The organism is Mycobacterium sp. SMC-17 (assembly GCF_045310915.1).
Lineage (GTDB): Bacteria > Actinomycetota > Actinomycetes > Mycobacteriales > Mycobacteriaceae > Mycobacterium.
This window is the reverse complement of sequence record NZ_JBJIAK010000017.1, coordinates 1-22,057: the sequence shown is the minus strand read 5'-3', so window position 1 is coordinate 22,057 and position 22,057 is coordinate 1. Positions and strand designations below refer to the sequence as shown.

The window sequence follows — 22,057 nt, the reverse complement described above, 5'->3', positions numbered from 1 at the left end:
AGCAATGACATTGGCAGGACAGGTAGCCCTGGTCACCGGGGCCGGACGTGGCATCGGTCGCGGTATCGCGCTACGGCTGGCGCGTGACGGCGCCGACGTCGCGCTCGTCGACGTCGAAGCCGATCCCTTGGCGGAGGTGGCCGCCGAGATATCCGAAATCGGGTCCAAATTCACCACTTTCGTCGCCGATGTCAGTGCTCGGGACCAGGTGTTCGCGGCCGTCGACTATGTGGCAACCGAACTCGGCGGGCTCGACATCATGGTCAACAATGCCGGTGTCGCACTGGTCGGCCCGCTCGCCGACGTCACACCGGAGGATCTGCAGCGGTTGTGGTCGATCAACGTCGACGGCGTGCTGTGGGGCATCCAGGCCGCGGTCGCGAAATTCAAGGAACTCGGCAACCAGGCGCACGGCAAGGTCAGCAAGATCATCAACGCCTCATCGATCGCCGGGCATGACGGCTTCGCCATGCTGGGGCCGTACAGCGCCACCAAATTCGCCGTGCGCGCCCTGACCCAGGCCGCCGCGAAGGAGCACGCCGCCGACGGCATCACCGTCAACGCCTACTGCCCCGGCGTGGTGGGTACCGACATGTGGGTGGAGATCGACAAGCGGTTCGCCGAACTCACCGGCGCCCCGGTCGGCGAGACGTACGCGAAGTTCGTCGGCGGCATCGCGCTGGGCCGTGCGGAAACCCCGGATGACGTCGCCGGGTTCGTGTCGTACCTGGCCGGGCCCGACGCCGACTACATGACCGGGCAGGCCGGTCTCATCGACGGCGGCCTGGTTTATCGCTGACATGCGGAGCACAATCGGCGTTGATGCAGAGCCCGGCCGTGCCTGAACCAGCGGTAGCTGTTGGCGAGGACCCGCGCAGTTACGCGCGGTTGATGTCGGCTGTCTACGACGCGACCATGTCCGGCGGCCGCGCGCCGGCTCGGCCCCGCGACGTCATCGGCGAGTCGTGGCAGCGGATGCTGGCCCGCGGCGTCAACCCCGACACCCACATCCCGCCGGTCATCGAATCGTCCGGTCTGGATGCGCTGCGCAAGTCGTCGGGGCTGCTCGCCGTGCTCGACGACGTGTCACGCGGGCTGGAATCCATTGTCGCCGAAGGGGACAACATCCTCGTGCTGGCGGATGCGCGGGGTCGTGTGCTGTGGCGGTCCGGGTCCGCGGCCGTGCTGGGCAAGGCCGACCGGCTCGGGTTCGTCGAAGGCGCCAACTGGGGTGAGGGCGCCGTCGGCACCAACGCCATCGGGACCGCGCTGGCGTCCAACCGGGCCGTGCAGGTGTTCTCCGCCGAGCATTTCCTGCGCAGCCACCACGCCTGGACCTGCGCGGGCGCTCCGGTCCGTGACCCGCGCACCGGCCAGGTCATCGGCGTCGTCGACGTCTCCGGCCCGGCCGCGACGGTGCATCCCACCACCGTCGCGCTCGTCGACGCGGTCGCCCGGCTGGCCGAAGCGCACCTGCGCGAGCAGCACGAGGGCACGCTGAACCGGCTGCGGATGGTCGCCGCGCCCATCCTGGCCCGCATCGGCAGTCCGGCGCTGGCGGTCGACGCCGACGGCTGGGTGGCCGCCGTCGACCAGATGCCACTGCACAATCGGATTCTGCTGCCCGACGAACTGGCCCCGGGGCGGGCGTGGATCCCGACCCTCGGACGATGCGACGTCGAGATGCTGCCCGGCGGGTGGCTGGTCCGGCCGTCCACCGCCGCGGCCGACGACGACGCCACCGCCACCCGCGTCGTCCTGGACCTGCGCGCCGCCCCGGTCCTCGAGATGGCCGGGGAGTTCGGGGGATGGCGCCATGACATCTCGCTACGGCACGCCGAAATCCTGCTGGTGCTGGCGATCCACCGGAACGGGCGCTCGGCGTCGGAGCTCGCCGAAGACCTGTACGGCGACCGGAGCCGGGTGGTCACGGTGCGGGCCGAGCTGTCCCGGATGCGAAAGCAGTTGGCGGGCTTGATTCTCGGCAAGCCCTACCGGTTCGGTGACGACGCCGTCATCGACGTGCGCTACCCGGCCGACCGCTCGACACTGCTCGGCGCCTCGACGGCACCTGCCATCCGGGCCCTGCGCGCCGTCGCCTGAACCTCGTGAGCTGGGGCACTCTCCCCTCGCGAGCAGACGTAAAACTGTCGTTTTCGGCCGTGAAAACGACAGTTTTGCGTCTGCTCGCGGGTGAAAGGTGACCAGCTAATCTGGCTGAATGCTCGATCTCACCGCCGACCCGATCGCTCTGACCGCCGCCCTGGTCGACATCCCCAGCGAATCGCGGCACGAGCAGCTCATCGCCGACGAGATCGAGGCCGCAATCAAGGCCCAGGCTCCGCACTTCGAGGTGATCCGCAACGGCGACGCGGTGCTGGCCCGGACCAATCTGGGCCGGCCGTCGCGCGTGCTGCTGGCCGGGCACACCGACACCGTCCCGGCGGCCGACAACCTCCCCAGTCGGCTCGTCGGCGGCGAGCTCTGGGGCTGCGGTACCTCCGACATGAAGGCCGGCGACGCGGTGTTCCTGCACCTGGCGGCCACCATCGCCGAGCCGACGCACGACATCACCCTCGTCATGTACGACTGCGAGGAGATCGAATCCAGCGCCAACGGTCTCGGCCGCATCGAGCGTGAACTGCCCGACTGGCTCAAAGCCGACGTCGCGATCCTCGGCGAGCCGTCGGGTGGTCTCATCGAAGCCGGGTGCCAGGGCACCCTGCGCGTCATCATCCACGCCACCGGTACCCGCGCGCATTCGGCGCGATCGTGGCTGGGCGACAACGCGATTCACAAGCTCGGTGCCGTCCTCGACCGGCTCACCGCCTACCAGGCGCGCTCGGTCGACATCGACGGCTGCGTCTACCGCGAGGGACTGTCCGCGGTCCGGATCGACGGCGGCATCGCCGGCAACGTCATCCCCGACGCCGCGTCGGTCACCGTCAACTTCCGGTTCGCGCCGGACCGCAGCGTTGAGCAGGCCCTCGCGCACGTCCACGAGGTGTTCGCCGGTCTCGACGTCCGCATCGAGCTCACCGACTCGGCTGCCGGCGCGCTGCCCGGTCTGACGCAGCCGGCCGCCGCCGCGCTGGTGGCCGCGGCCGGGGACCAGGTGCGAGCCAAGTACGGCTGGACCGACGTGGCACGCTTTGCCGCCCTGGGCATTCCGGCCGTCAACTACGGACCGGGCGACCCGAACCTGGCGCACAAGGTCGACGAGCGCGTGACGACGGCGGACATCACCGCCGTCACCGAGATGCTGCGGCGGTATCTGACAAGTTGAGTAGCGTCCGCGTCGACAGCTGGATTTTCGCCGTCCGGATCACCAAGACCCGGTCTTTGGCGGCCGCCGCCTGCCGGGCCGGCCACGTCCGCGTCAATGGCGTCACCGTCAAACCGGCGCAGCTGGTCAGCCCGGGCGACGAGGTCCGGGTCCGGCTCGATGGCCGCGAGCGCATCGTCGAGGTCATCCGCCCGATCGCCAAGCGGGTCGGCGCGGCCGTCGTGCCGGAATGCCTGATCGACCGCAGCCCGCCGCCACCGGCCAAAGAGACGATGCCGGCAGTGCCCGTCCGGGATCGCGGAGCCGGCCGGCCCACCAAACGTGAACGGCGACAGCTGGATCAGTTGCGCGGGTACTGAGCGGCAATAAATCAGTTGCGCCCGTGAGTACTGTGGGCTTTGCAACTGCTGCCAACCGAGGTGGGCCGAAACATGCTGGGAGAAGACATCTCCGGATAACCGGAGTACGCCCTCGCCCTGTCACTCTCACGAGAGCTCTTGCATGTCTTCTATCTCCTGTTCCCATTTGTCGTTTTCCTGGCCCGATGGCACCGAAGTGTTCTCGGATCTGTCGTTCACGGTCGGTGCCGGTCACACCGGACTGGTCGCTCCCAACGGCGCCGGGAAGAGCACGCTGCTCAAACTCATTGCCGGAGAACTGCAGCCGACTGGCGGCAATGTGACCGTCGACGGCACGCTCGGCTACCTGCCGCAGACACTGCCGTTCGCCACCGATCTGACCGTCGCCGAAATGCTCGGCGTGGCACCCGTTTTGGCGGCTTTGGCGGCACTCGCCGAGGGTGACGCCTCCGAGGCCGTGTTCGCCACCATCGGTGACGACTGGGACATCGAGGAACGCAGCACGGCGCAGCTGGCCCGGCTCGGTCTCGACGTCCCGCTCGATCGGGTGCTCGGCACGCTGTCGGGCGGTGAGGTCGTCACCCTCGGCCTGGCCGCGCAACTGCTGCGGCGTCCCGATGTCCTGCTGCTCGACGAACCGACCAACAACCTGGATTCTGCTGCACGGCAACGGCTCTACGACGAGCTGGACCGCTACCCAGGCGTTCTACTGCTGATCAGTCACGACCGCGCACTACTGGACCGCATGGACCGCATCGCCGAACTACGTGACGGTGACGTCCAGTTCTACGGCGGCAACTTCACGGCGTACCAGGATGCGATCGCTGAATTGCAGCGAGCGGCTGTCGATGAGATGCGTAACGCCGAGTCGCAACTGAAGCTGCAGAAGCGGCAGATGCAGCAGGCCCGCGAGCGCGCCGCCCGCCGGGCCGGCACTGCTGCCCGCAACGTCAAGGACGCCGGGCTGCCGAAAATCATTGCCGGAAAGCTCAAGCGCAATGCCCAGGAGTCGGCAGGCCGCGCCGACGAGGTCCACTCCCAGCGCGTCGACGATGCCCGGGCGCGCCTCGACGCCGCCGAGCGTGCGGTGCGCGACGACGACGTCATCGCCCTCGACCTGCCGGACACGGAAGTGCCCGCAGGCCGGACGGTGCTGAGCGCGGCCGGCCTGAACATCCAGCGCGGCGGCCGGACGTTGTTCGCCGGCAACGGAATCGACCTCGACATCCGTGGACCCGAGCGGATCGCCCTGACCGGCCGGAACGGTGCGGGCAAGTCGACGCTGCTCAAGATGATCAACGGCGACCTCGAACCCGACGCCGGAACCCTGATCCGAGGCGACGGCCGCATCGCCTACCTGTCGCAGCGCCTCGACCTGCTCGATGAGGAGCGCAGTGTCCTGGAGAACCTGATGGCCTGGGCGCCGACCCTCAGCATCACCCGCAGGCGGCATCTGCTGGCGCAGTTCCTGTTCCAGGACAACAGGATCGACCTACCGGTGTCGGTGCTGTCCGGCGGCGAGCGGCTGCGCGCCACACTGGCGTGCGTGCTGTACGCCGAACCGGCGCCGCACCTGCTGCTGCTCGACGAACCGACCAACAACCTGGACCTGGTCAGCGTCGCGCAGCTGGAGTCGGCGCTCAACGCCTACCGCGGCGCCTTCATCGTGGTCAGTCACGACGAGCGCTTCCTCGATGCGATCGGCATCGAGCGGCGGATGACGCTGGAGTGAAACCGGCGTGCACGGCTCCGCGTGTCGGCTCTCCTGCGGCGCTTGCGATTTGAAACTGTCAACATCGGCTGACAATGTCGGGTTTGGTGACAGCTCCGGGTCACCGGGTGAGGCCCCGGCCCCGATCTAGATGTCCTGCGGCCGGGTCTGGGCCGGACGCCGCGGCGGGGGAGCGGCGACGCCCGACGGACCGGCCGCCGGGTCCCCGCTCCCGTCGGCGGTGCCGCTTGCCGGACCGCGGTGCTCGACCGACAGGATCCGCTTGTCGTCGTCACCCTTCTCGTGGCGTTCGGGATCCCGGCGTTCCCGTTCCCGGTCGTCGGTGTCCGGCTTGTCATGTTCCCCAACGGAATCCACGCCACCCGAGCCGCTCGCTCCGCCCAGTCCCGTGCCCGCCGCATGGCCGGCGCCGACACCGTCAGCCCCGCCCAGTCCGCCGAGCAACCCGCCCAACACGCCACTCACGCCCTGGGCGATCTGTCCCGGAATCTGCCCCAACGTCTGCGCCACACCCTGCGCGATCTGACCGGCCTGCTGGCCCACCTGCCCGAGCGTCTGCGCGGCGTCACCACCACCGGCGGCGGGGGAACCCGGCACCGCGGCACCGAGTCCCCCGGGCGCGCCGGCACTGACGCCACCACCGCCACCACCGCCACCACCGCCGGGAATGCCCTCGGCGGCCGAGGACAGCCCACGCGCACCCTGCTCGTCACCGGCGCGGTAGGCCTCGGCGGCGCGGTGCAGCTGCTCGGACAGCTGCTGACCGGCGGCGCCCGTCGACTGCAGGATGCTGTCGCGTCGCGCCATGACCCCACCAAGTGCCGAATTCATGCCGTGGGCGATCAGCCCGTGCGTCGCCGCCGGACCGGCCGGGCCGACCGACTGGCCGAGACCCGCGCCGTTCTGCAGCTGACCGAGCCCGGCCGCCACGGCGTCGTGCACCCGGGCCATGCCCAGCACACCCTCGGTATTGACGTACAGCGGATCGCCCATGACCTGACCCCTCGAAGATCTGTTGCGGTCAATCCTATGGCGGCGTCGACGACCTGCCCTGCGGCAAATGGTCAGGTGCGATCGGCGGCAACCTCCGCCGCCACCGCGCGAGCCTGCCTGGCGAACGCACAGTCGACGCCGACGCGGCCGAAACAGTCTGCGGCGCGGACATCGCCCAACAACGCCGCGTCGTGCAACGCACGCAGCGCCACGGCCGACTGGCCGCCGCGCTCGGCGGCACGGAACGCCTCGCGGGCGGCGGCGATCGCGCCGTGCCGGTCCCGCCGCGCCGCGTTGGTCCAGGCGCGAGCCAGGGCCAGTTCGGGAGCGAACAACATCGACTTCAAGCCGTGCCTGGCCTCGGCGCGGGCCAGTGCCCGGCCCGCCTCGGCGGTCGCCCCGCGCTGTCCGAGGGCTCGCGCCAGCAGCATCCATGCCAGCGGGCCCCACGAATACCCGGTGCGCGCCAGCGCTTTCGCCGCGTTCTCAAGCAGTTCGATCGCCGAGTCGAGTTCGCCCCGCGAGATCAACACATCGGCCAACAGCACCTCACCGATGGCCCGCCCGGGCTGTTGGGACTGCGTGAAATCGATCAGCTCCTGCGCCAGCCGCTGCGCGTTGTCGGGCTCGCCGGCCAACAGCAGGGCCGTCGTCTGCCCGAAGCCACTGGTGAACCGCAACAGGCCCGGCTGGCCGGCGGCCAGCGCGCGCTCGGCGAAGCCGTCCACCTCGGTCAACCGGCCCGTTCGCGCACAGCTCAGCGCCGCCGCCGATGCCGCCCAGCCGACGGCGGTGTCGCTCGGATCAGGACTGGACAGCACCGAGTCGGCCAGCTGCATCGCCCGATTGAGATTGCCCGCGTTCATCGCGAACGTCGCCGACAAGGCGTCCAGGGTGACCTGCGCCGTCGGCGTCTGGACCCGGCTGCGGACGGTGCGCAGGAAGGCCGTCGCCCGCTCGGGCTCGGACAGCATCCAGAACTGGTTGGCCGCGCGGGGCAGCGCCCACATCAGCAACGCGGGTTCGGTCAGTGCGGTCGCGTCGACCTCGGCCAGCACGGCATCGGCATCCGGACCGCGACCCTGCCAGGCCAGGGCGTAGCTCAGCGTCACCCGGGTGGCCAGGCCGCCGCCCGGCAGCGCGGCGCGGCCCAGGCGTTCCGCCAGCTCGAGATCACCCAGCCGCAGGGCATCGTCGGCGGCGGCAGCCAGCTCGGCGACGGGTAGGGCGTCACCGCCGTCGAGTGCCCGCACCGCACGCCGCAGCCGACCGACGACACCGTCGTCGTCCGGCGTCGGCAGCGGGTCGGCAGCGGGGGACGCAACGGGCGGGACCGGCCCGTCGGCGGTCACCGGCATCACCAGCCGGTCCCGTACCAGTGCCGAAATGCCTTCGGGCAGAGACTGATTCGATTCCGCGGTGACGATGACCCGGGCCGCCCCCGACACCGCGAGCTGGTAGACCAGCGACGCCGACAACCGGTCGAGCAGATGCCCGTCGTCGACGACCAACAGCAGTCCGGTCCCGAGGGCCTCGCGGGCCGCGCTCAGCACCTGAACCGTCCGGCCGGTCTCGGGCACCGTGAACAACCGCTCGAAGGCGCCGAACGGTACGCGGGAGTCGGCCGCGGTGCCGGTGATCCAGGCGGCGCGCTCGAAGCCGGGCGCCAGCTCGTCGTATGCGGCCCGTGCCCATGTGGTCTTGCCGGACCCGCGGGCACCGGTGAGCAGCGCACCGGACCGGGTTTCGACGCCCGCTTCGAGCTGGCTCAGCACCACGGTCCGATCCTATGGCTGCGCGATGCCCGGCACGGCTCGATTAGCGTTGCGGTGTGACAACCGAAAACGCCTACGCCGTCTGTGTCTACTGCGCCGCTGGTCCCCGTCATCCCGAATTGCTCACCCTCGCCGGCGATGTCGGCCGGGCGATCGCGGCCCGGGGCTGGACGCTGGTGTCCGGCGGCGGCAACGTCTCGGCCATGGGCGCCGTCGCCGACGGAGCCCGGGAGAACGGCGGCCGCACCATCGGTGTCATCCCGAAGAAGCTGGTGCACCGTGAGCTGGCCGATGTGAACGCCAGCGAACTGATCGTCACCGACACGATGCGCGAGCGCAAGCAGATCATGGAGGACCGGTCCGACGCGTTCATCGCGCTGCCGGGCGGGATCGGCACCCTCGAGGAGTTCTTCGAGGCCTGGACGGCCGGCTACCTCAACATGCACGACAAGCCGCTGGTGATGCTCGATCCGCACGGCCACTACGACGGCCTGCTGGCGTGGCTGCACACGCTGGTCGACACCGGCTATGTCCAGCGGGCCGCGCTCGACCGGCTCATAGTCGTCAAAGACGTCGACGCGGCCATGGCTGCTTGTGCGCCGCGTGACATCGCTCACTAGGCTCACCGGGCATGAGTGACGAGACATCACGCACCGGCGTCGGGCTGCTCGATATTGCTAAGCAACTGCCCGGTTTCCTGTCCGACGCCCCGGTGATCCTGCGCGGCCTGATCACCGGCTTCGGTGCGACCCCGACGGCGAAGACGTCCATCGGCAAGGTCTTCCAGGAACGCGCAGAGGCCAACAAGGACAAGGTCTTCATCAAGTTCGAGGACCAGCGCATCACCTACGGCCAGGCCAACGCGACGGTGAACCGCTACGCGGCGGTGCTGGCGGCCAAGGGCGTCGGCCCGGGTTCGGTCGTCGGCATCATGCTGCGCAACTCGCCGGACGCCGTGCTGCTGATGCTGGCGACGGTCAAGTGCGGCGCGATCGCCGGAATGATCAACTACAACCAGCGCGGCAACGTGCTGGCGCACAGCCTGGGCCTGCTCGGCGCCAAGGTGCTCGTCACCGAGCCGGACTTCCACGAGCCCGTCATCGAGTGCGGTGCCGCTCCGGAGCTGACCGCGGGTCTCATGTCGGTGGAGGAACTGCGCGAGCAGGCCGTCGGCCAGTCGACCGCCAACCCGGTGGGCACCAGCCAGATCCTGGCCAAGGAGAAGGCGTTCTACATCTTCACCTCGGGCACGACCGGCATGCCCAAGGCCAGTGTCATGACGCACTACCGCTGGCTGCGCGCCCTCGGCGGGTTCGGCGGGTTGGGGCTGCGTCTGAATAGCAGCGACACCCTGTACTGCTGCCTGCCGCTGTACCACAACAACGCGCTGACGGTCGCGACGTCGTCGGCCCTCAACGCCGGTGCGGCGCTCGCGCTGGGCAAGTCGTTCTCCGCCTCGCGGTTCTGGGACGAGGTCATCAAGTACGACGCCACCGCGTTCATCTACATCGGCGAGATCTGCGGCTACCTGCTGAACCAGCCGCCCAAGCCCACCGACCGGGCACACAAGGTCCGGGTCATCGCCGGCAACGGGCTGCGCCCCGCCATCTGGGACGAGTTCACCTCGCGCTTCGGCATCAAGCGGGTGTGCGAGTTCTACGCCGCCAGCGAGGGCAACACCGGCTTCGTCAACGTCTTCAACATCGACAAGACGACGGGCATCTGCCCGTCGCCCGTCGTCTACGTGGAATACGACCTGGAGACCGGCGAGCCGGCCCGCGGACCCGACGGCCGGCTGCGCAAGGTCAAGCGCGGCCAGCCGGGCCTGCTGCTCAGCAAGGTCAACAACCTGCAGCCGTTCGACGGCTACACCGACAAGGCCGCCAGCGAGAAGAAGTTGGTGCGCAACGCATTCAAGGACGGCGACGTTTGGTTCAACACCGGTGACCTGATGCGGTCGCAGGGCTTCGCGCATGCCGCGTTCGCCGACCGTCTCGGCGACACCTTCCGGTGGAAGGGCGAGAACGTCGCCACCACCGAGGTCGAGGCCGCGCTCGGCGCCGACGACCAGGTGGAGGAGTGCACGGTGTACGGCGTCGAGGTGCCGGGCTGCGGCGGCCGCGCCGGCATGGCGTCGGTGCAGTTGCGCGAGGGCGCCGAGTTCGACGGAGCCCGCCTGGCCAAAGCCGGCTTCGAGCACCTGCCCGCCTACGCGGTACCGCTGTTCATCCGGGTCGTGCCCGCCCTGGCGCACACCTCGACGTTCAAGAGCCAGAAGGTCGACCTGCGCAAGCAGGGCTACGGCGACGAGGTGAAGGACCCGATCTACGTGCTGGCCGGCCGCGACGAGGGCTACGTGCCGTTCTACCCCGAGTACCCCGCCGAGGTGAAGGACGGCAAGAAGCCGCGTTAGTCAGGGATTTGTGCACGATTTTCCGCGCTTACCGCGGAAAATCGTGCACAAATCACACGGGTGGCGAGCCGAATTCGGTCAGCTGATCACCACGTCACCGACGTCTCGACGTGGCCGAGTTCGGCTTTCTGCCTGCCGCTGGCGTCCTTGCATGACAGCACCACGTTGTAGGTGCTCAATGTTGGTGCGCCACTGAAGGATTCGGTGTGGCTGCCGTTGGCGGGAACGTTGAACTGCCGCGTCGTCTTCTTCGGGACCAGCGGGTTGATCGAATCCGCCGTCGCGGTGTAGTTGCACGTAGCCGCGATGTTGGAGGTGTTGGTGACGTTGAACGCGATGCTGGAGACGCCGGGTGCGCCGAACGACGCCTGAATCGCGTTGGTGACGTCAGGGATCGGGGCGCAGGTCTGGCCGGCCGGCACCGTCGGGGTGGGGGAGCCCGCGGGGCACTGCACCGGGGGCTTCTCCGCCGGTGGCGGGGTCACGACGGGCGGTGCCTGTGGTGTGGGTTTCGCGTTCCCGGGCATGGTGAACGTCGTGTTCGACCACGGACCGCACCAGTCGCCCTCGAGATCCTTCTTGCGGCACGCCTGCACCGCGATGTTCCAGTGGGCACCCGGACCGCCGCCGAGGGTGAATCGGGTGGTCGCGCCGTTGATGCACTTGAAGCCCTCTTCTTGCTGCTCGCCGCCGTCGATCTTCCAGTGCACCGCGTCGACGACATAGTCGCCGTGCACCCGGGGGCAGCCGCTGATGACGCAGATCGCGGTGGTGATCTCGCCGGGTTCCTGATTGCAGTTCACGTCGAGACCGTTGGGTAGGGCCCCGGCGGGCGCCGGTGCCAACACGGGGAAGCTCGTCATCGCGGCAACGACGGCGACGCGCGTCAAATACAGTGCTCGCTTGCTCATCTGCGGCCTCCTGGGAGTTTGCTCTCGATCCGATTGGACGTGAATCGAACCTATTGACCGCGGCACCTCCTCGAATCAGGGAATTCCCTACACTTCGCGGCATTTGCCACAGCGGTGGCCGCGGAATGAGCGGATTTGCGGCAGCCCGATAGCCTGGGAGTCGTGCAGTCCTCCGCAAGGGGCCAGTTCCTGGGTCGCCAGGTGGCCGGCGATCGCGCGCTGATCATGGCGATCGTCAACCGCACCCCGGATTCCTTCTATGACCGGGGGGCGACCTTCAGCGACGGCGCGGCCAAGGACGCCGCGCACCAGAAGATCGCCGACGGGGCCGACGTCATCGACATCGGCGGCGTCAAAGCGGGTCCGGGCAGCACCGTGGACGCCGACGAGGAGATCGCGCGCGTCGTGCCGTTCATCGAATGGCTCCGCGGCGAGTACCCCGACCAACTCATCAGCGTCGATACCTGGCGCGCGAACGTGGCCAAGCAGGCCTGCGCGGCCGGGGCCGACCTGATCAACGACACCTGGGCCGGCGCCGATCCGGGACTGCCCGAGGTGGCCGCCGAATTCGGCGCGGGACTGGTCTGCTCGCACACCGGCGGGGCCGTGCCGCGAACCCGGCCCTTTCGCGTCAACTACGGCGTCACCGAACGCGGCGTGGTGGACGACGTCATCGCCGAGGTCACCTCAGCGGCGCATCATGCCGTCGATGTCGGCGTCGCGCGGGACGCCATCCTGATCGACCCGACGCACGATTTCGGCAAGAACACTTACCACGGTCTTAGTTTGTTGCGCCACGTAAAAGATCTTGTAAATACCGGATGGCCAGTCCTGATGGCCCTCAGTAACAAGGATTTCGTGGGGGAGACTTTAGGTGTCGAACTGACCGAGCGCCTGGAGGGGACGCTGGCCGCGACGGCACTCGCCGCCGCTGACGGCGCCGCCATGTTCCGGGTGCACGAGGTGGGCCCCACCCGACGCGTGCTGGAAATGGTCGCGTCGATCCAGGGCGGGCGTCCACCGAGCCGAACAGTGAGGGGACTCGCGTGACCCTAATGCCCGAGATGACTGCTGAATCCATCGCTCGCCATGCGTGGCTGGCCGAACGCAGCTGGAGCCGGCCGGCGTGGACCATCGCCGAGCTCGAGGCCGCCAAGGCTGGCCGGACCGTCTCTGTCGTGTTGCCCGCGCTGAACGAGGAAGACACCGTCGCCGACGTCATCGACAGCATCAGCCCGCTGCTGGGTGGTCTGGTCGACGAGCTCGTCGTGCTCGACTCCGGTTCCACCGACGAGACCGAACTGCGTGCCATCGAGGCCGGCGCCCGGGTCGTCAGCCGGGAACAGGCGCTGCCCGAGGTGCCGGTACAGCCCGGCAAGGGTGAGGCGCTGTGGCGCTCGCTGGCGGCCACCACCGGCGACATCATCGTGTTCGTCGACTCCGACCTGCTCGACCCCGACCCGATGTTCGTGCCCAAGCTCCTGGGCCCCCTGCTGCTCGCCGACGGGGTGCATCTGGTCAAGGGCTTCTACCGGCGGCCGCTGAAGGTCGGCGGCACTGAAGACGCCAACGGCGGCGGCCGGGTCACCGAACTCGTGGCACGGCCCCTGTTGGCATCCCTGCGGCCCGAGCTGACGTGCCTGCTGCAGCCGTTGGGCGGCGAATACGCCGGCACCCGGGAGCTGTTGACGTCGGTCGGGTTCGCGCCGGGCTACGGCGTCGAGATCGGTCTGCTGATCGACACCTACGACAAGCTGGGCCTCGACGCCATCGCGCAGGTCAATCTCGGGGTGCGCACGCACCGCAACCGGCCGTTGAACGAGTTGGCCTCGATGAGCCGTCAGGTGATCGCGACGTTGCTGTCGCGCTGCGGCATCAGCGACTCGGGCGTCGGCCTGACACAGTTCTTCGCCGACGGCGACACCTTCACGCCCCGCACGTCGACGGTGTCACTGATCGACCGTCCCGCCATGAACACCCTGCGCTGACCCGCCCTCGCGGCGCTTGTCGGTGCCATCCGGCAGGATCGTCGGTGTGACACTGATTTTGATCTACCTCGTGGTGCTGATCCTCGTCGCGGTGGTGCTCTTCGCGCTGGGCACCGTGCTGTTCGGGCGCAGCGAGCAGCTGCCGCCGCTGGCACGCGGCACCACGGCCACCGTGCTCCCCGCATCCGGTGTCACCGGCGCCGACGTCGACGCCGTCAAGTTCACGCAGACCCTGCGCGGCTACAAGACCAGCGAGGTCGACTGGGTGCTGGACCGGCTGGCGCAGGAACTGGACTCGCTGCGCGGCGAGCTGACAACGCTGCGGGCGCAGACCGCGGACGCCGACCAATGACGAGTGCCGAGCGGACCCGCTGCGGGTGGGTCAACATCGGTGAGTCGGCGGACGCGGTGCTGTACCGCGACTACCACGACACCGAATGGGGGCGTCCGCTGCGCGGCACCCAGGCGCTGTTCGAACGGGTCTCGCTCGAGGCGTTCCAGAGCGGCCTGTCGTGGCTGGTCATCCTGCGCAAGCGGGAGAACTTCCGGGCGGCGTTCAAGGGGTTCGACGTGGCCACGGTCGCCGGCTTCGGGGAGAAGGACATCGACCGGCTATTGGCCGACCCGGGCATCGTCCGCAACCGCGCCAAGATCGAGGCGACCATCGCCAACGCCCGCGTGATCGACGGGGGCCTGGACCTCGACGAGCTGCTGTGGTCGTTCGCGCCACCGGCGCGGCCGCGGCCGGCCGACCTGGCGCAGGTTCCGGCGACCACACCGGAGTCGGTGGCCATGGCCAAGGAGCTGAAGCGCCGCGGTTTCCGGTTCGTCGGCCCGACCACGGCGTATGCGTTGATGCAGGCCACCGGGATGGTGGACGACCATGTCGAGGCCTGTTGGGTGCCCCGTTACAGCTTGTCGGAGGCGTGACGGGCGGGTCTTTCACACCCTCAGGTAGCGATAGGGAACAATAGACATAGTTCAGTTGCAGTTCAGTGCCGTGATCCGACCCACTGAGTGGGTAGATCCGGCCTTGATCCGGGACCGTGGATGCGGTCCGGGCGCGTGCGGAGGGAGCACCCGATGGCGGCGATGAAGCCCCGGACCGGCGACGGTCCACTGGAAGCAACCAAAGAGGGGCGCGGCATCGTCATGCGGGTACCGCTGGAGGGTGGCGGTCGTCTGGTGGTCGAGCTGACCCCGGATGAGGCCGCAGCCCTGGGCGACGAACTGAAGAACGTCACCAGCTAGTTCAGCCGCAGACGCTCCGATAGATGTCGAGCGTCTGCTGGGCGACCTGCATCCAGGAGAACTCCTCGATGCACCGCCGACGGCCGGCCTGCCCGAACGTGCGGGCCTGTTCCGGGTTCCGGACCAACGCATTGACCGCGTCCGCGAGCCCTGTCTCAAACCCCACCGCATCCGCGGCGTCGTAGTGCACAAGTGACCCTGTGCTGCCTTCGTCGACCACCTCGGGAATGCCGCCGACGTCCGAGGCGACCACGGCGGTGCCGCAGGCCATCGCTTCGAGGTTGACGATGCCGAGCGGTTCGTAGACCGACGGACAGACGAAAACTGTTGCCGTCGCCAGGATTTCGCGGATCTTCTCGAGCGGCAGCATCTCCTGGATCCAGTGCACGCCGGCGCGCGTCGCGCTGAGCTCTTTCACCGCGGCCGCCACCTCGGCCGCGATCTCCGGGGTGTCGGGTGCGCCCGCACACAGCACCAGCTGCACGTCCGGGTCGAACCGGTGGGCCGCCGCGATGAGGTGACCGACACCCTTCTGCCGGGTGATCCGCCCGACGAACGCCACGATCGGCCGGTCCGGGTCGATCCCGAGGTCAACCAGGGTCTGGCCCGCCTCGACCGGATACCAGTCGTCGGTGTCGATCCCGTTGCGCACCACGTGCACTCGCGCGGGGTCCAGCTGCGGGTAGGTGGCCAGGACGTCGGCCCGCATGCCGGCACTGACCGCGATGACGGCGTCGGCCGCTTCGATCGCCGTGCGCTCGACCCACGAGGAGATGCGGTAGCCGCCACCGAGCTGCTCGGCCTTCCACGGCCGCCGCGGCTCGAGCGAGTGCGCGGTCAGCACGTGCGGGATGCCGTGGAGCAGCGCGGTGAGATGCCCGGCCATGCCGGTGTACCAGGTGTGCGAATGCACCACGTTCGGCATGGCAGCCGGCCCGGCGAACGCGTTGTTGACCATCGCCAGATCTGCCGACAGCGTCGTCAGGGCCGCATTGGCGCCGGCGAGCAGGGGATCGGGCTGGGCCACGAAGGCGTCCCGCCGCTGCACGCCCATGCAGTGCACGTCGACGTCGCACAGCTTCGTGAGCTGCCCGACGAGCTCGGTCACATGCACGCCCGCGCCGCCGTAGACCTCCGGTGGATACTCCCGCGTCATCATCGCCACCCGCATGTCGATGACGTTAACGCGTGCGACGGGTTGGGGCGTATGTCTGGCCGCTTCGGTTGGTGGCTACTAGGTTTGGTGGCATGAGGGAACAGCCGCAGGTGCTGGGAATCGTCTTGGCCGGCGGTGAGGGCAAACGGCTGTATCCGCTGACGGCGGACCGCGCAAAGCCCGCCGTCCCGTTCGGCGGCGCCTACCGCCTCATCGACTTCGTCCTGTCGAACCTCGTCAACGCCCGATACCTGCGGATTTGTGTTCTGACGCAATACAAGTCGCACTCACTGGACCGGCACATCTCGCAGAACTGGCGGCTGTCGGGCCTGGCCGGCGAGTACATCACCCCGGTCCCGGCGCAGCAGCGCCTGGGCCCGCGCTGGTACACCGGCTCGGCCGACGCCATCTATCAGTCGATGAACCTCATCTACGACGAGGACCCCGACTACATCGTGGTCTTCGGGGCCGATCACGTGTACCGCATGGACCCCGAGCAGATGGTGCGGTTCCACATCGAGAGCGGAGCGGGCGCGACGGTCGCCGGCATCCGGGTGCCGCGCGCCGAGGCGTCGGCGTTCGGCTGCATCGACGCCGACGAGTCCGGCCGCATCCGCAGCTTCGTCGAGAAGCCGGCCGACCCGCCGGGCACGCCCGACGACCCCGAGCAGACGTTCGTCTCCATGGGCAACTACGTGTTCACCACCAAGGCGCTCATTGACGCCATCCGGGTGGACGCCGAGAACCACGACTCCGACCACGACATGGGCGGCAACATCATCCCGCAGATGGTGGCCGACGGAATGGCCGCCGTCTACGACTTCAACGACAACGAGGTGCCCGGCGCCACCGAGCGCGACCACGGCTACTGGCGCGACGTCGGCACGCTCGACGCGTTCTACGACGCCCATATGGACCTGGTGTCGGTGCACCCGGTGTTCAACCTCTACAACCGGCGCTGGCCCATCCTCGGTGAGTCGGAGCATCTGGCCCCGGCCAAGTTCGTCAACGGCGGCTCGGCCCAGGAATCGGTCGTCGGCGCGGGCAGCATCATCTCGGCTGCGTCGGTGCGCAATTCGGTGTTGTCGTCCAACGTCGTGATCGACGACGGCGCCATCGTGGAGGGCAGCGTGATCATGCCCGGCGCCCGCGTCGGGCGCGGTGCCGTGGTGCGGCACGCCATCCTGGACAAGAACGTCGTCGTCGGCCCCGGCGAGATGGTCGGCGTGGACCTGGAGAAGGACCGCGAACGCTTCTCGGTCAGTGCCGGCGGCGTCGTCGCGGTCGGTAAGGGCGTCTGGATCTAGACGGCCGCATCGGGCGTCCGGCGGCGTCTGCGGCGGAGTAGCGCCACCGCCGCCCAGACCAGCAGCGCGAGCGCGACGACAACCAGCACCGGCAGCACGATCGCGACGATCACCAGCCCGACGCTGGCCACGTCTTCCACCGTGCTCAGCACGGGTGCCGCGAGCCCGCCGGTGGCGACATTGGCGACGGGCCGCACCGTCGACTTGGTCAGCGACACCACGAGCGCGGTGACGGCCCCGATCACCACGGGAATCCACTGACCGGAACTGGCGAACGCGCCGGGATCGGTGACGGCGGCAGTCTGTGCCGCGGTGCCGGAGCCGAAGACGATGCCGCCGGACGTCGGCCGCACGAACGTCTGGATGACGTCGTTGACGCTGTCGAGGGCGGGCACCTTGTCGGCGACGATCTCGACGACCAACAGCACGGCCACGATGCCGATCACCCAGCCGTTGGTCAACCACGCCCACGGGTGCGGGAGCTCCACGAGGTTGGTGAAGCGTCCCAGCAGGCCCATCGCCAGCAGGGGAATGTAGGCGTTGAGGCCCGACGCGGTGGCCAGACCGAGGCCGGTGAACAGTTCCACCCGTTCAGTCTCCGGGATTTGTGCACGATTTCCCGCGCTGTCCGCGGATTTTCGTGCACAAATCCCGCGGTGTCACCAGACGTAGGGGAGCAACCGGTAGCGCACCTTGTGGGTGTAATCGACGTAGCCGGGCAGTTCGGCGCGCAGCATCTTCTCCTCGTCGAAGATGCGCGCCATGAGCGCCGGGGCGGCGGCCAGCACCGGGATGAGCCCCCAGTAGGAGCCCAGTGCCAGCGGGGTCGCGAGCATCATGATCAGTGCGCAGATGTACATCGGGTGCCGCACGATGCCGTACAGGCCGGTGGAGATGACCGGCTGGTTTTCCTCGACCGAGATGCTCGCGCCCGCGAAGTTGTTCTGGATGACGACCCACTGGGCCGCCAGCAGCGACACCGCGACGACGACGTTGCCGAGGATGACGACGGCCGTCGGCACGTAGGACCACCCGAAACGCCAGTCGAGTGCGCTGACGATGCCGGTTCCGATCACCGACGCGAGGATCGCCCAGATCGCCACCTTCTGAATCGGGCGCGTCTCGGCCGTCGGGCCGCCGTGCATCCGTCGCGCCAGCGCCTCGGGGCGCTTGATGGCCAGGTACATGCTCGGGCCCATGGTCGCGACCATGAAGACCGCGATGAAAACCCAAGCCTGCCAATAGTGGATGGTGCCGGCCGGCACGCACAGCAGCACCGCGAAGAAGACGATGCCCCCGGCCGCCGAGGCGAGCGCCTGCAGAGCGAGTTTCATGATTTCTCCTACCGTAGATCACGGCGCCGGAAAGCCAAGGCGCCCAGGATGATCAGAGTTGCGTCCAGAGCCAGCAGCCAGACCAGTGGCGTCGCGGTGAAGGTACCCGAACCAACCCGCGGGATATGGCTGAACGGATCGAGGTCCAGCACCCAGTGCGGTGAATTCGCCAGCGAACCAAGCAGATACACCGCGATGAAGCCGACCAGGGCGCCCCACGCCACCGGAGTGAATCGCGGCGCTGCCCCGAACAACACGGTCGTCACTGCGATCAGGAGCCAGATGGCGGGCAGTTGCACTGCTGCCGAGCCCAGCACCAGGGGCAGTTTGCCGCCGAGGTCGTCGGCCGCCGCGCCGTACGTCAGGCCGGCCAGCAGGCCCGACGTCAGCATCGCGACCGTGGTGCCGGCGAGCGCGATGGCCAGATAGCCGGTCAGCCAACGGATCCGGCTCACGGCTCCGGCGAGTAACGTCTCGGCGCGCTGGCCGGTCTCCTCTTGATGCGGCCGCAGGGCCAGCGATACCGCGAACGCGGCGGCGACCATGCCGAGCATGTTGAAGGCGATCGAGATGAACGCTTCCTCCAGTGCGCTGGTACCGCCGAGACGCGTGATGATGTCGCGTGCCGAGCCGCTGCCGCCCAGCTCGTCGCCGATGCCGTGTACGACGCTGCCGACGAGCAGCCCGTACAGCCCCAGCCCGACGGTCCATACCAGGACCGAGCCGCGGGTCAGCCGCCAGGCCAACCCTGTTGGGCCGCTGAGCATTCCGGTGGCCCGAGGCCGGCCGCGCCGCTCGGCGAACATCCCGGCTCCGACATCGCGGGCGCCCTGCAATTGGTACGCCAGTACCACCAGGGCGACGGTCAGTGTCAGGTGCAGTGCCAGCACACCGAACCGGTCACCGGCATACGGGCGGACCAGCAGTGACCAGCCCAGGGGAGAGGCCCAGGACAGTTCGCTGCCACTGGCGTCGCCCACCGCGCGCAGCGTGAACGCGGCGCCGAGAACGCCGAAGGCGATACCGCGGGCGACGCGCGCGCTGGCCGAGAGCTGCGCGGCCACGGCGGCGACGGCGGTGAACACCAACCCGGAGGCGGCCAGCGCGCAGCTGAACGCCAGTGAACCCGCCACGGGCACATCGGTATTCAGGAGGCCGAGGAAGCCGAGCCAACCGGTGAGCAGCGAGCCGCCACCGGTCAACAGCAGCGCGGCGGTCAGGCTCGCGTTGCGGCCGACGGCCGTCGAGTCGATGAGTTCGGTGCGGCCGGCCTCTTCATCGGCGCGGGTGTGCCGGATCATCGTGAGGATCACGGCGACGGCGATCAGCACGTGGAACATGCCGGCTTTCCAGATGCCGGCCGCGCCCAGGCTGTCGTTGTAGATGTTGCCGTAGATCGCGCGCTGGGCCGGGCTGGCCATGATGCTCGCCGCGAATCCGGCGCGGGCCGCCGCGGTGGGGTAGACGGCCTCGATGCTGCCGATGTACACCGTGGACAGTGGCAGAGACAGCAGCAGCACCCACAGGGGCAGCACGATCCGGTCGGTGCGCAGGTAAAGACGAAGCAGCCCAAGGGTTCCGGTGAAGCTGGAGGCCCCGGCGGCCGGCCGGGCGGGCCGGGCCGGGCGGTCCAGGACGGCGGTCATGCCCGCACCTGCTCGGGTTCGCGGCGGTTCCGGCCACTGTCGTAGTGCCGCAGGAACAGATCCTCCAGCGTGGGCGGCTGGCTCACCAGTGAGCGCACACCGGCATCGCCGAGTGCCTTGATGACCGCGCCGAGACTCTCCGATTCGACGCGGGCTGTGAGCATCCGGCCGTCGAAGAAGATGTCGGAAACCCCTGGGAGGTGGTCGATCCGGCCCGGGTTGTTGATCATGTCGGCCTTGATGGTGGTGCTCGACAGGTGCCGCATCGACTCCAGCGTTCCGCTCTCGACGGTCCGGCCGGCCCTGATGATCGTCACCCGCTGGCACAGTCGCTCGGTCTCGGCCAGGATGTGGCTCGACAGCAGGACGGTGGTGCCCCGTCCGGCGGCCTCGGCGACGCACTGCTGGAAGATGTTCTCCATCAATGGATCCAGGCCGCTGCTGGGTTCGTCGAGTAACAGCAGGTCGGCGTTGGAGGCGAAAGCCGAGACCAGGGAGACCTTCTGCCGGTTGCCCTTGGAGTACGTACGGGTCTTCTTGGTGGGGTCCAGGTCGAACCGCTCGGTGAGCTCGGCGCGGCGTTTTTCGTCGATGCCACCGCGCATCCGCGCCAGCAGGTCGATCGTCTCGCCGCCGGTCAGCGTCGGCCACAGCGTGACATCGCCTGGCACATAAGCGATGTGGCGGTGCAATGCCACGGAGTCGGTCCACGGGTCACCGCCGAGCAGCCGGACCGAACCAGAGTCGGCGCGGACGAGCCCCAGCAGGATGCGGATCGTCGTCGACTTGCCTGCGCCGTTGGGCCCCAGGAAGCCGTGCACCTCGCCCCGCTCGACCCTCAGGTTCAGTCCGTCGAGTGCCCGGACCGCCCCGAAGTTCTTTGTCAGGGTGTCGATTTCGATAGCGGCGTTCACATTCACTCCTCAGTGGTGGTGACGATGGGTTGGCCTGATTCCTGTTGCGCCAGAAAGGCTTCGTACATCGTCGAATCGACCATCAGGCCCTCGGTGTACACCTCGAGTGCGGGCAGCACCATGTCCTGCGCGTAGTCGTGCAGCACCTGGCGGTAGTCCGTCGGGTTGTCGTGCAGCTGGATGTACGTCAGGAAGGCGCCGCCACTGGTCAGCGCCAGGAAGCGGGCCCGCGCTCTGGGGTCGTGACTCGGCTTGATGGTGCCGGCGCGGACGCCCTCTTCGAGATAGCCTTCGGTGTTCTCGATCATGTTCTGCCACAGCGACTTCGACAGTTCGCCGCCGGTCTGCAATGCCTGCATCAGGTAGGCGGTCATGGGTGCGAAGGATTCGATCTCGGCGAGCTGCGCGAACCATGCGCTCGGGCTGGCGTTCTGCATCGACTCGGTCTTGGCGGCCCGGACGGTCTCGATGACGTACGCGTCGCAGGCTTCGCGCAGTTTCTCCTTGGAGCCGAAGTGGTGGATCACCAAGGCCGCGCTGACCCCGGCGGCCGTCGCAATGCTGCGGACGCTGGCCGAGAACCCCTGCTGGCCGAACTGCTCGATGGCCGCATCGCGGATACGGGCGACGGTGGTGAGGTCCTCGACTGAACGCATGTTTAGTACGCTAAACACGCGTTCAGTCGGTCGTCAAGCGTCTGACCCGTCAAGAGCCCGTAAAGATTCGACAGCGACGTCAACGGCACGGCGTGAGCCGGTGCTTGGCGGCCGTTGATCCAGCGGCGAGCGTGCGTGTCTGCAGCCGCCACGCCGTCCGGCGTGTGCATTTTGGTCCCGCTCAGCGGCGGCGAACGTGCGCGAACAGCACGGGTGGAGCGGCGTATCTAGGTGCAGACACGCACGCTCGCGGGAATGGCTAGGAGCCTGCTGAATAAGGCGGTTTTGGGGCGGGGTGCCTCAAGGCGCTCTGTGGCGCGTGTGTGTTGTGAGTCA

At 68.6% G+C, this 22,057-nt stretch carries 22 protein-coding genes; 13 read left to right on the top strand and 9 right to left on the bottom strand.

The window, feature by feature from the left end:
* Nucleotides 1–4 precede the first annotated feature (4 nt).
* The 5 genes from ACJH7A_RS13165 (at nucleotide 5) to abc-f (ending at nucleotide 5,377) form a co-directional block, all read left to right on the top strand.
* Nucleotides 5–799 carry an acetoin reductase gene (locus ACJH7A_RS13165; RefSeq protein ID WP_406802101.1) on the top strand — a complete coding sequence of 265 codons (795 nt, stop codon included), beginning with the start codon at nucleotides 5–7 and terminating at the stop codon, nucleotides 797–799.
* Nucleotides 800–822: 23 nt separating this feature from the next.
* Nucleotides 823–2,103, top strand: a complete 1,281-nt coding sequence (locus tag ACJH7A_RS13160) for a GAF domain-containing protein (protein ID WP_318986206.1) — start codon at nucleotides 823–825, stop codon at nucleotides 2,101–2,103.
* 118 nt (nucleotides 2,104–2,221) lie between these two features.
* Nucleotides 2,222–3,286, top strand: coding sequence for a succinyl-diaminopimelate desuccinylase (gene dapE, locus ACJH7A_RS13155; protein WP_406784226.1), 1,065 nt, complete (start codon nucleotides 2,222–2,224; stop codon nucleotides 3,284–3,286).
* Nucleotides 3,283–3,645, top strand: coding sequence for an RNA-binding S4 domain-containing protein (locus ACJH7A_RS13150; RefSeq protein ID WP_073697652.1), 363 nt, complete (start codon nucleotides 3,283–3,285; stop codon nucleotides 3,643–3,645). The genes dapE and ACJH7A_RS13150 overlap by 4 nt, the downstream gene beginning before the upstream one ends.
* Before the next feature lie 142 nt (nucleotides 3,646–3,787).
* Entirely contained in the window at nucleotides 3,788–5,377 is a 1,590-nt protein-coding gene (gene abc-f / locus ACJH7A_RS13145) for a ribosomal protection-like ABC-F family protein (protein ID WP_406775602.1), read from the top strand.
* Between the two features lie 126 nt (nucleotides 5,378–5,503).
* On the opposite strand, the gene ACJH7A_RS13140 is transcribed toward abc-f, so the two are convergent.
* The gene (locus ACJH7A_RS13140) at nucleotides 5,504–6,370 is read right to left on the bottom strand and encodes a type VII secretion target (RefSeq protein WP_212812645.1); all 867 of its coding nucleotides are present in this window, start codon (nucleotides 6,368–6,370) and stop codon (nucleotides 5,504–5,506) included.
* 71 nt (nucleotides 6,371–6,441) lie between these two features.
* On the bottom strand, nucleotides 6,442–8,100 hold the full coding sequence (locus tag ACJH7A_RS13135) for a tetratricopeptide repeat protein (RefSeq protein ID WP_371824596.1): 1,659 nt from the start codon (nucleotides 8,098–8,100) through the stop codon (nucleotides 6,442–6,444).
* A gap of 101 nt (nucleotides 8,101–8,201) precedes the next feature.
* On the opposite strand from ACJH7A_RS13135, the gene ACJH7A_RS13130 reads away from it, so the two are divergent.
* Nucleotides 8,202–8,765, top strand: a complete 564-nt coding sequence (locus ACJH7A_RS13130) for a TIGR00730 family Rossman fold protein (protein WP_212812643.1) — start codon at nucleotides 8,202–8,204, stop codon at nucleotides 8,763–8,765.
* Between the two features lie 11 nt (nucleotides 8,766–8,776).
* Nucleotides 8,777–10,558 (top strand): long-chain-acyl-CoA synthetase FadD6, encoded by a 1,782-nt coding sequence (fadD6, locus tag ACJH7A_RS13125; protein WP_212812642.1) that lies wholly within the window; start codon nucleotides 8,777–8,779, stop codon nucleotides 10,556–10,558.
* Nucleotides 10,559–10,644: 86 nt separating this feature from the next.
* Here the strand turns inward: fadD6 and ACJH7A_RS13120 are convergent, their stop codons facing one another.
* Nucleotides 10,645–11,469, bottom strand: a complete 825-nt coding sequence (locus tag ACJH7A_RS13120) for a hypothetical protein (protein WP_212812641.1) — start codon at nucleotides 11,467–11,469, stop codon at nucleotides 10,645–10,647.
* A 225-nt stretch (nucleotides 11,470–11,694) separates the two neighbouring features.
* Between ACJH7A_RS13120 and folP the strand changes: the two genes are divergently transcribed.
* From folP to ACJH7A_RS13095, 5 genes are all read left to right on the top strand, one after another.
* The gene (folP, locus tag ACJH7A_RS13115) at nucleotides 11,695–12,519 is read left to right on the top strand and encodes a dihydropteroate synthase (protein WP_212814939.1); all 825 of its coding nucleotides are present in this window, start codon (nucleotides 11,695–11,697) and stop codon (nucleotides 12,517–12,519) included.
* A 5-nt stretch (nucleotides 12,520–12,524) separates the two neighbouring features.
* Nucleotides 12,525–13,457, top strand: a complete 933-nt coding sequence (locus ACJH7A_RS13110) for a glucosyl-3-phosphoglycerate synthase (protein ID WP_212814938.1) — start codon at nucleotides 12,525–12,527, stop codon at nucleotides 13,455–13,457.
* Nucleotides 13,458–13,503: 46 nt separating this feature from the next.
* The gene (locus ACJH7A_RS13105) at nucleotides 13,504–13,809 is read left to right on the top strand and encodes a DivIVA domain-containing protein (protein ID WP_212812640.1); all 306 of its coding nucleotides are present in this window, start codon (nucleotides 13,504–13,506) and stop codon (nucleotides 13,807–13,809) included.
* A complete protein-coding gene (locus tag ACJH7A_RS13100; protein ID WP_212812639.1) occupies nucleotides 13,806–14,387 on the top strand; it encodes a DNA-3-methyladenine glycosylase I in 582 nt (193 codons plus the stop codon). The genes ACJH7A_RS13105 and ACJH7A_RS13100 overlap by 4 nt, the downstream gene beginning before the upstream one ends.
* A gap of 153 nt (nucleotides 14,388–14,540) precedes the next feature.
* Nucleotides 14,541–14,708 (top strand): DUF3117 domain-containing protein, encoded by a 168-nt coding sequence (locus ACJH7A_RS13095; protein ID WP_005059648.1) that lies wholly within the window; start codon nucleotides 14,541–14,543, stop codon nucleotides 14,706–14,708.
* A gap of 1 nt (nucleotide 14,709) precedes the next feature.
* Here the strand turns inward: ACJH7A_RS13095 and glgA are convergent, their stop codons facing one another.
* Complete coding sequence (gene glgA, locus ACJH7A_RS13090) at nucleotides 14,710–15,879, bottom strand: glycogen synthase (RefSeq protein WP_212812638.1); 1,170 nt, start codon at nucleotides 15,877–15,879, stop codon at nucleotides 14,710–14,712.
* A 77-nt stretch (nucleotides 15,880–15,956) separates the two neighbouring features.
* Here glgA and glgC point away from each other — a divergent pair, with 77 nt between their 5' ends.
* Entirely contained in the window at nucleotides 15,957–17,171 is a 1,215-nt protein-coding gene (gene glgC / locus ACJH7A_RS13085) for a glucose-1-phosphate adenylyltransferase (protein ID WP_064857802.1), read from the top strand.
* Here the strand turns inward: glgC and ACJH7A_RS13080 are convergent.
* The 5 genes from ACJH7A_RS13080 to ACJH7A_RS13060 all read right to left on the bottom strand — a co-directional run bounded on the left by ACJH7A_RS13080 (nucleotide 17,168) and on the right by ACJH7A_RS13060 (nucleotide 21,721).
* Nucleotides 17,168–17,758: a DUF4126 domain-containing protein gene (locus tag ACJH7A_RS13080; protein ID WP_212812637.1), complete on the bottom strand. Its 591-nt coding sequence runs from the start codon at nucleotides 17,756–17,758 to the stop codon at nucleotides 17,168–17,170. The genes glgC and ACJH7A_RS13080 overlap by 4 nt on opposite strands.
* Nucleotides 17,759–17,830: 72 nt before the next feature.
* A complete protein-coding gene (locus ACJH7A_RS13075) occupies nucleotides 17,831–18,505 on the bottom strand; it encodes an isoprenylcysteine carboxylmethyltransferase family protein (RefSeq protein WP_212812636.1) in 675 nt (224 codons plus the stop codon).
* A gap of 8 nt (nucleotides 18,506–18,513) precedes the next feature.
* Complete coding sequence (locus ACJH7A_RS13070; protein ID WP_212812635.1) at nucleotides 18,514–20,151, bottom strand: ABC transporter permease; 1,638 nt, start codon at nucleotides 20,149–20,151, stop codon at nucleotides 18,514–18,516.
* Complete coding sequence (locus tag ACJH7A_RS13065) at nucleotides 20,148–21,071, bottom strand: ATP-binding cassette domain-containing protein (protein WP_406802100.1); 924 nt, start codon at nucleotides 21,069–21,071, stop codon at nucleotides 20,148–20,150. The genes ACJH7A_RS13070 and ACJH7A_RS13065 overlap by 4 nt, the downstream gene beginning before the upstream one ends.
* Nucleotides 21,068–21,721 (bottom strand): TetR family transcriptional regulator, encoded by a 654-nt coding sequence (locus ACJH7A_RS13060; protein WP_406802099.1) that lies wholly within the window; start codon nucleotides 21,719–21,721, stop codon nucleotides 21,068–21,070. Before ACJH7A_RS13060 ends, ACJH7A_RS13065 begins: the two co-directional genes overlap by 4 nt.
* Nucleotides 21,722–22,057: the final 336 nt, after the last annotated feature.

Coding starts and splice junctions, on each gene's coding strand:
- ACJH7A_RS13100 (WP_212812639.1), top strand. CDS start 13,806: ATGACGAGTGCCGAGCGGACCCGCTGCGGGTGGGTCAACATCGGTGAG.
- ACJH7A_RS13165 (WP_406802101.1), top strand. CDS start 5: ATGACATTGGCAGGACAGGTAGCCCTGGTCACCGGGGCCGGACGTGGC.
- ACJH7A_RS13120 (WP_212812641.1), bottom strand. CDS start 11,469: ATGAGCAAGCGAGCACTGTATTTGACGCGCGTCGCCGTCGTTGCCGCG.
- ACJH7A_RS13110 (WP_212814938.1), top strand. CDS start 12,525: ATGCCCGAGATGACTGCTGAATCCATCGCTCGCCATGCGTGGCTGGCC.
- ACJH7A_RS13060 (WP_406802099.1), bottom strand. CDS start 21,721: ATGCGTTCAGTCGAGGACCTCACCACCGTCGCCCGTATCCGCGATGCG.
- ACJH7A_RS13070 (WP_212812635.1), bottom strand. CDS start 20,151: ATGACCGCCGTCCTGGACCGCCCGGCCCGGCCCGCCCGGCCGGCCGCC.
- ACJH7A_RS13140 (WP_212812645.1), bottom strand. CDS start 6,370: ATGGGCGATCCGCTGTACGTCAATACCGAGGGTGTGCTGGGCATGGCC.
- fadD6 (WP_212812642.1), top strand. CDS start 8,777: ATGAGTGACGAGACATCACGCACCGGCGTCGGGCTGCTCGATATTGCT.
- abc-f (WP_406775602.1), top strand. CDS start 3,788: ATGTCTTCTATCTCCTGTTCCCATTTGTCGTTTTCCTGGCCCGATGGC.
- ACJH7A_RS13160 (WP_318986206.1), top strand. CDS start 823: ATGCAGAGCCCGGCCGTGCCTGAACCAGCGGTAGCTGTTGGCGAGGAC.
- glgC (WP_064857802.1), top strand. CDS start 15,957: ATGAGGGAACAGCCGCAGGTGCTGGGAATCGTCTTGGCCGGCGGTGAG.
- glgA (WP_212812638.1), bottom strand. CDS start 15,879: ATGCGGGTGGCGATGATGACGCGGGAGTATCCACCGGAGGTCTACGGC.
- ACJH7A_RS13075 (WP_212812636.1), bottom strand. CDS start 18,505: ATGAAACTCGCTCTGCAGGCGCTCGCCTCGGCGGCCGGGGGCATCGTC.
- ACJH7A_RS13095 (WP_005059648.1), top strand. CDS start 14,541: ATGGCGGCGATGAAGCCCCGGACCGGCGACGGTCCACTGGAAGCAACC.
- dapE (WP_406784226.1), top strand. CDS start 2,222: ATGCTCGATCTCACCGCCGACCCGATCGCTCTGACCGCCGCCCTGGTC.
- folP (WP_212814939.1), top strand. CDS start 11,695: ATGGCGATCGTCAACCGCACCCCGGATTCCTTCTATGACCGGGGGGCG.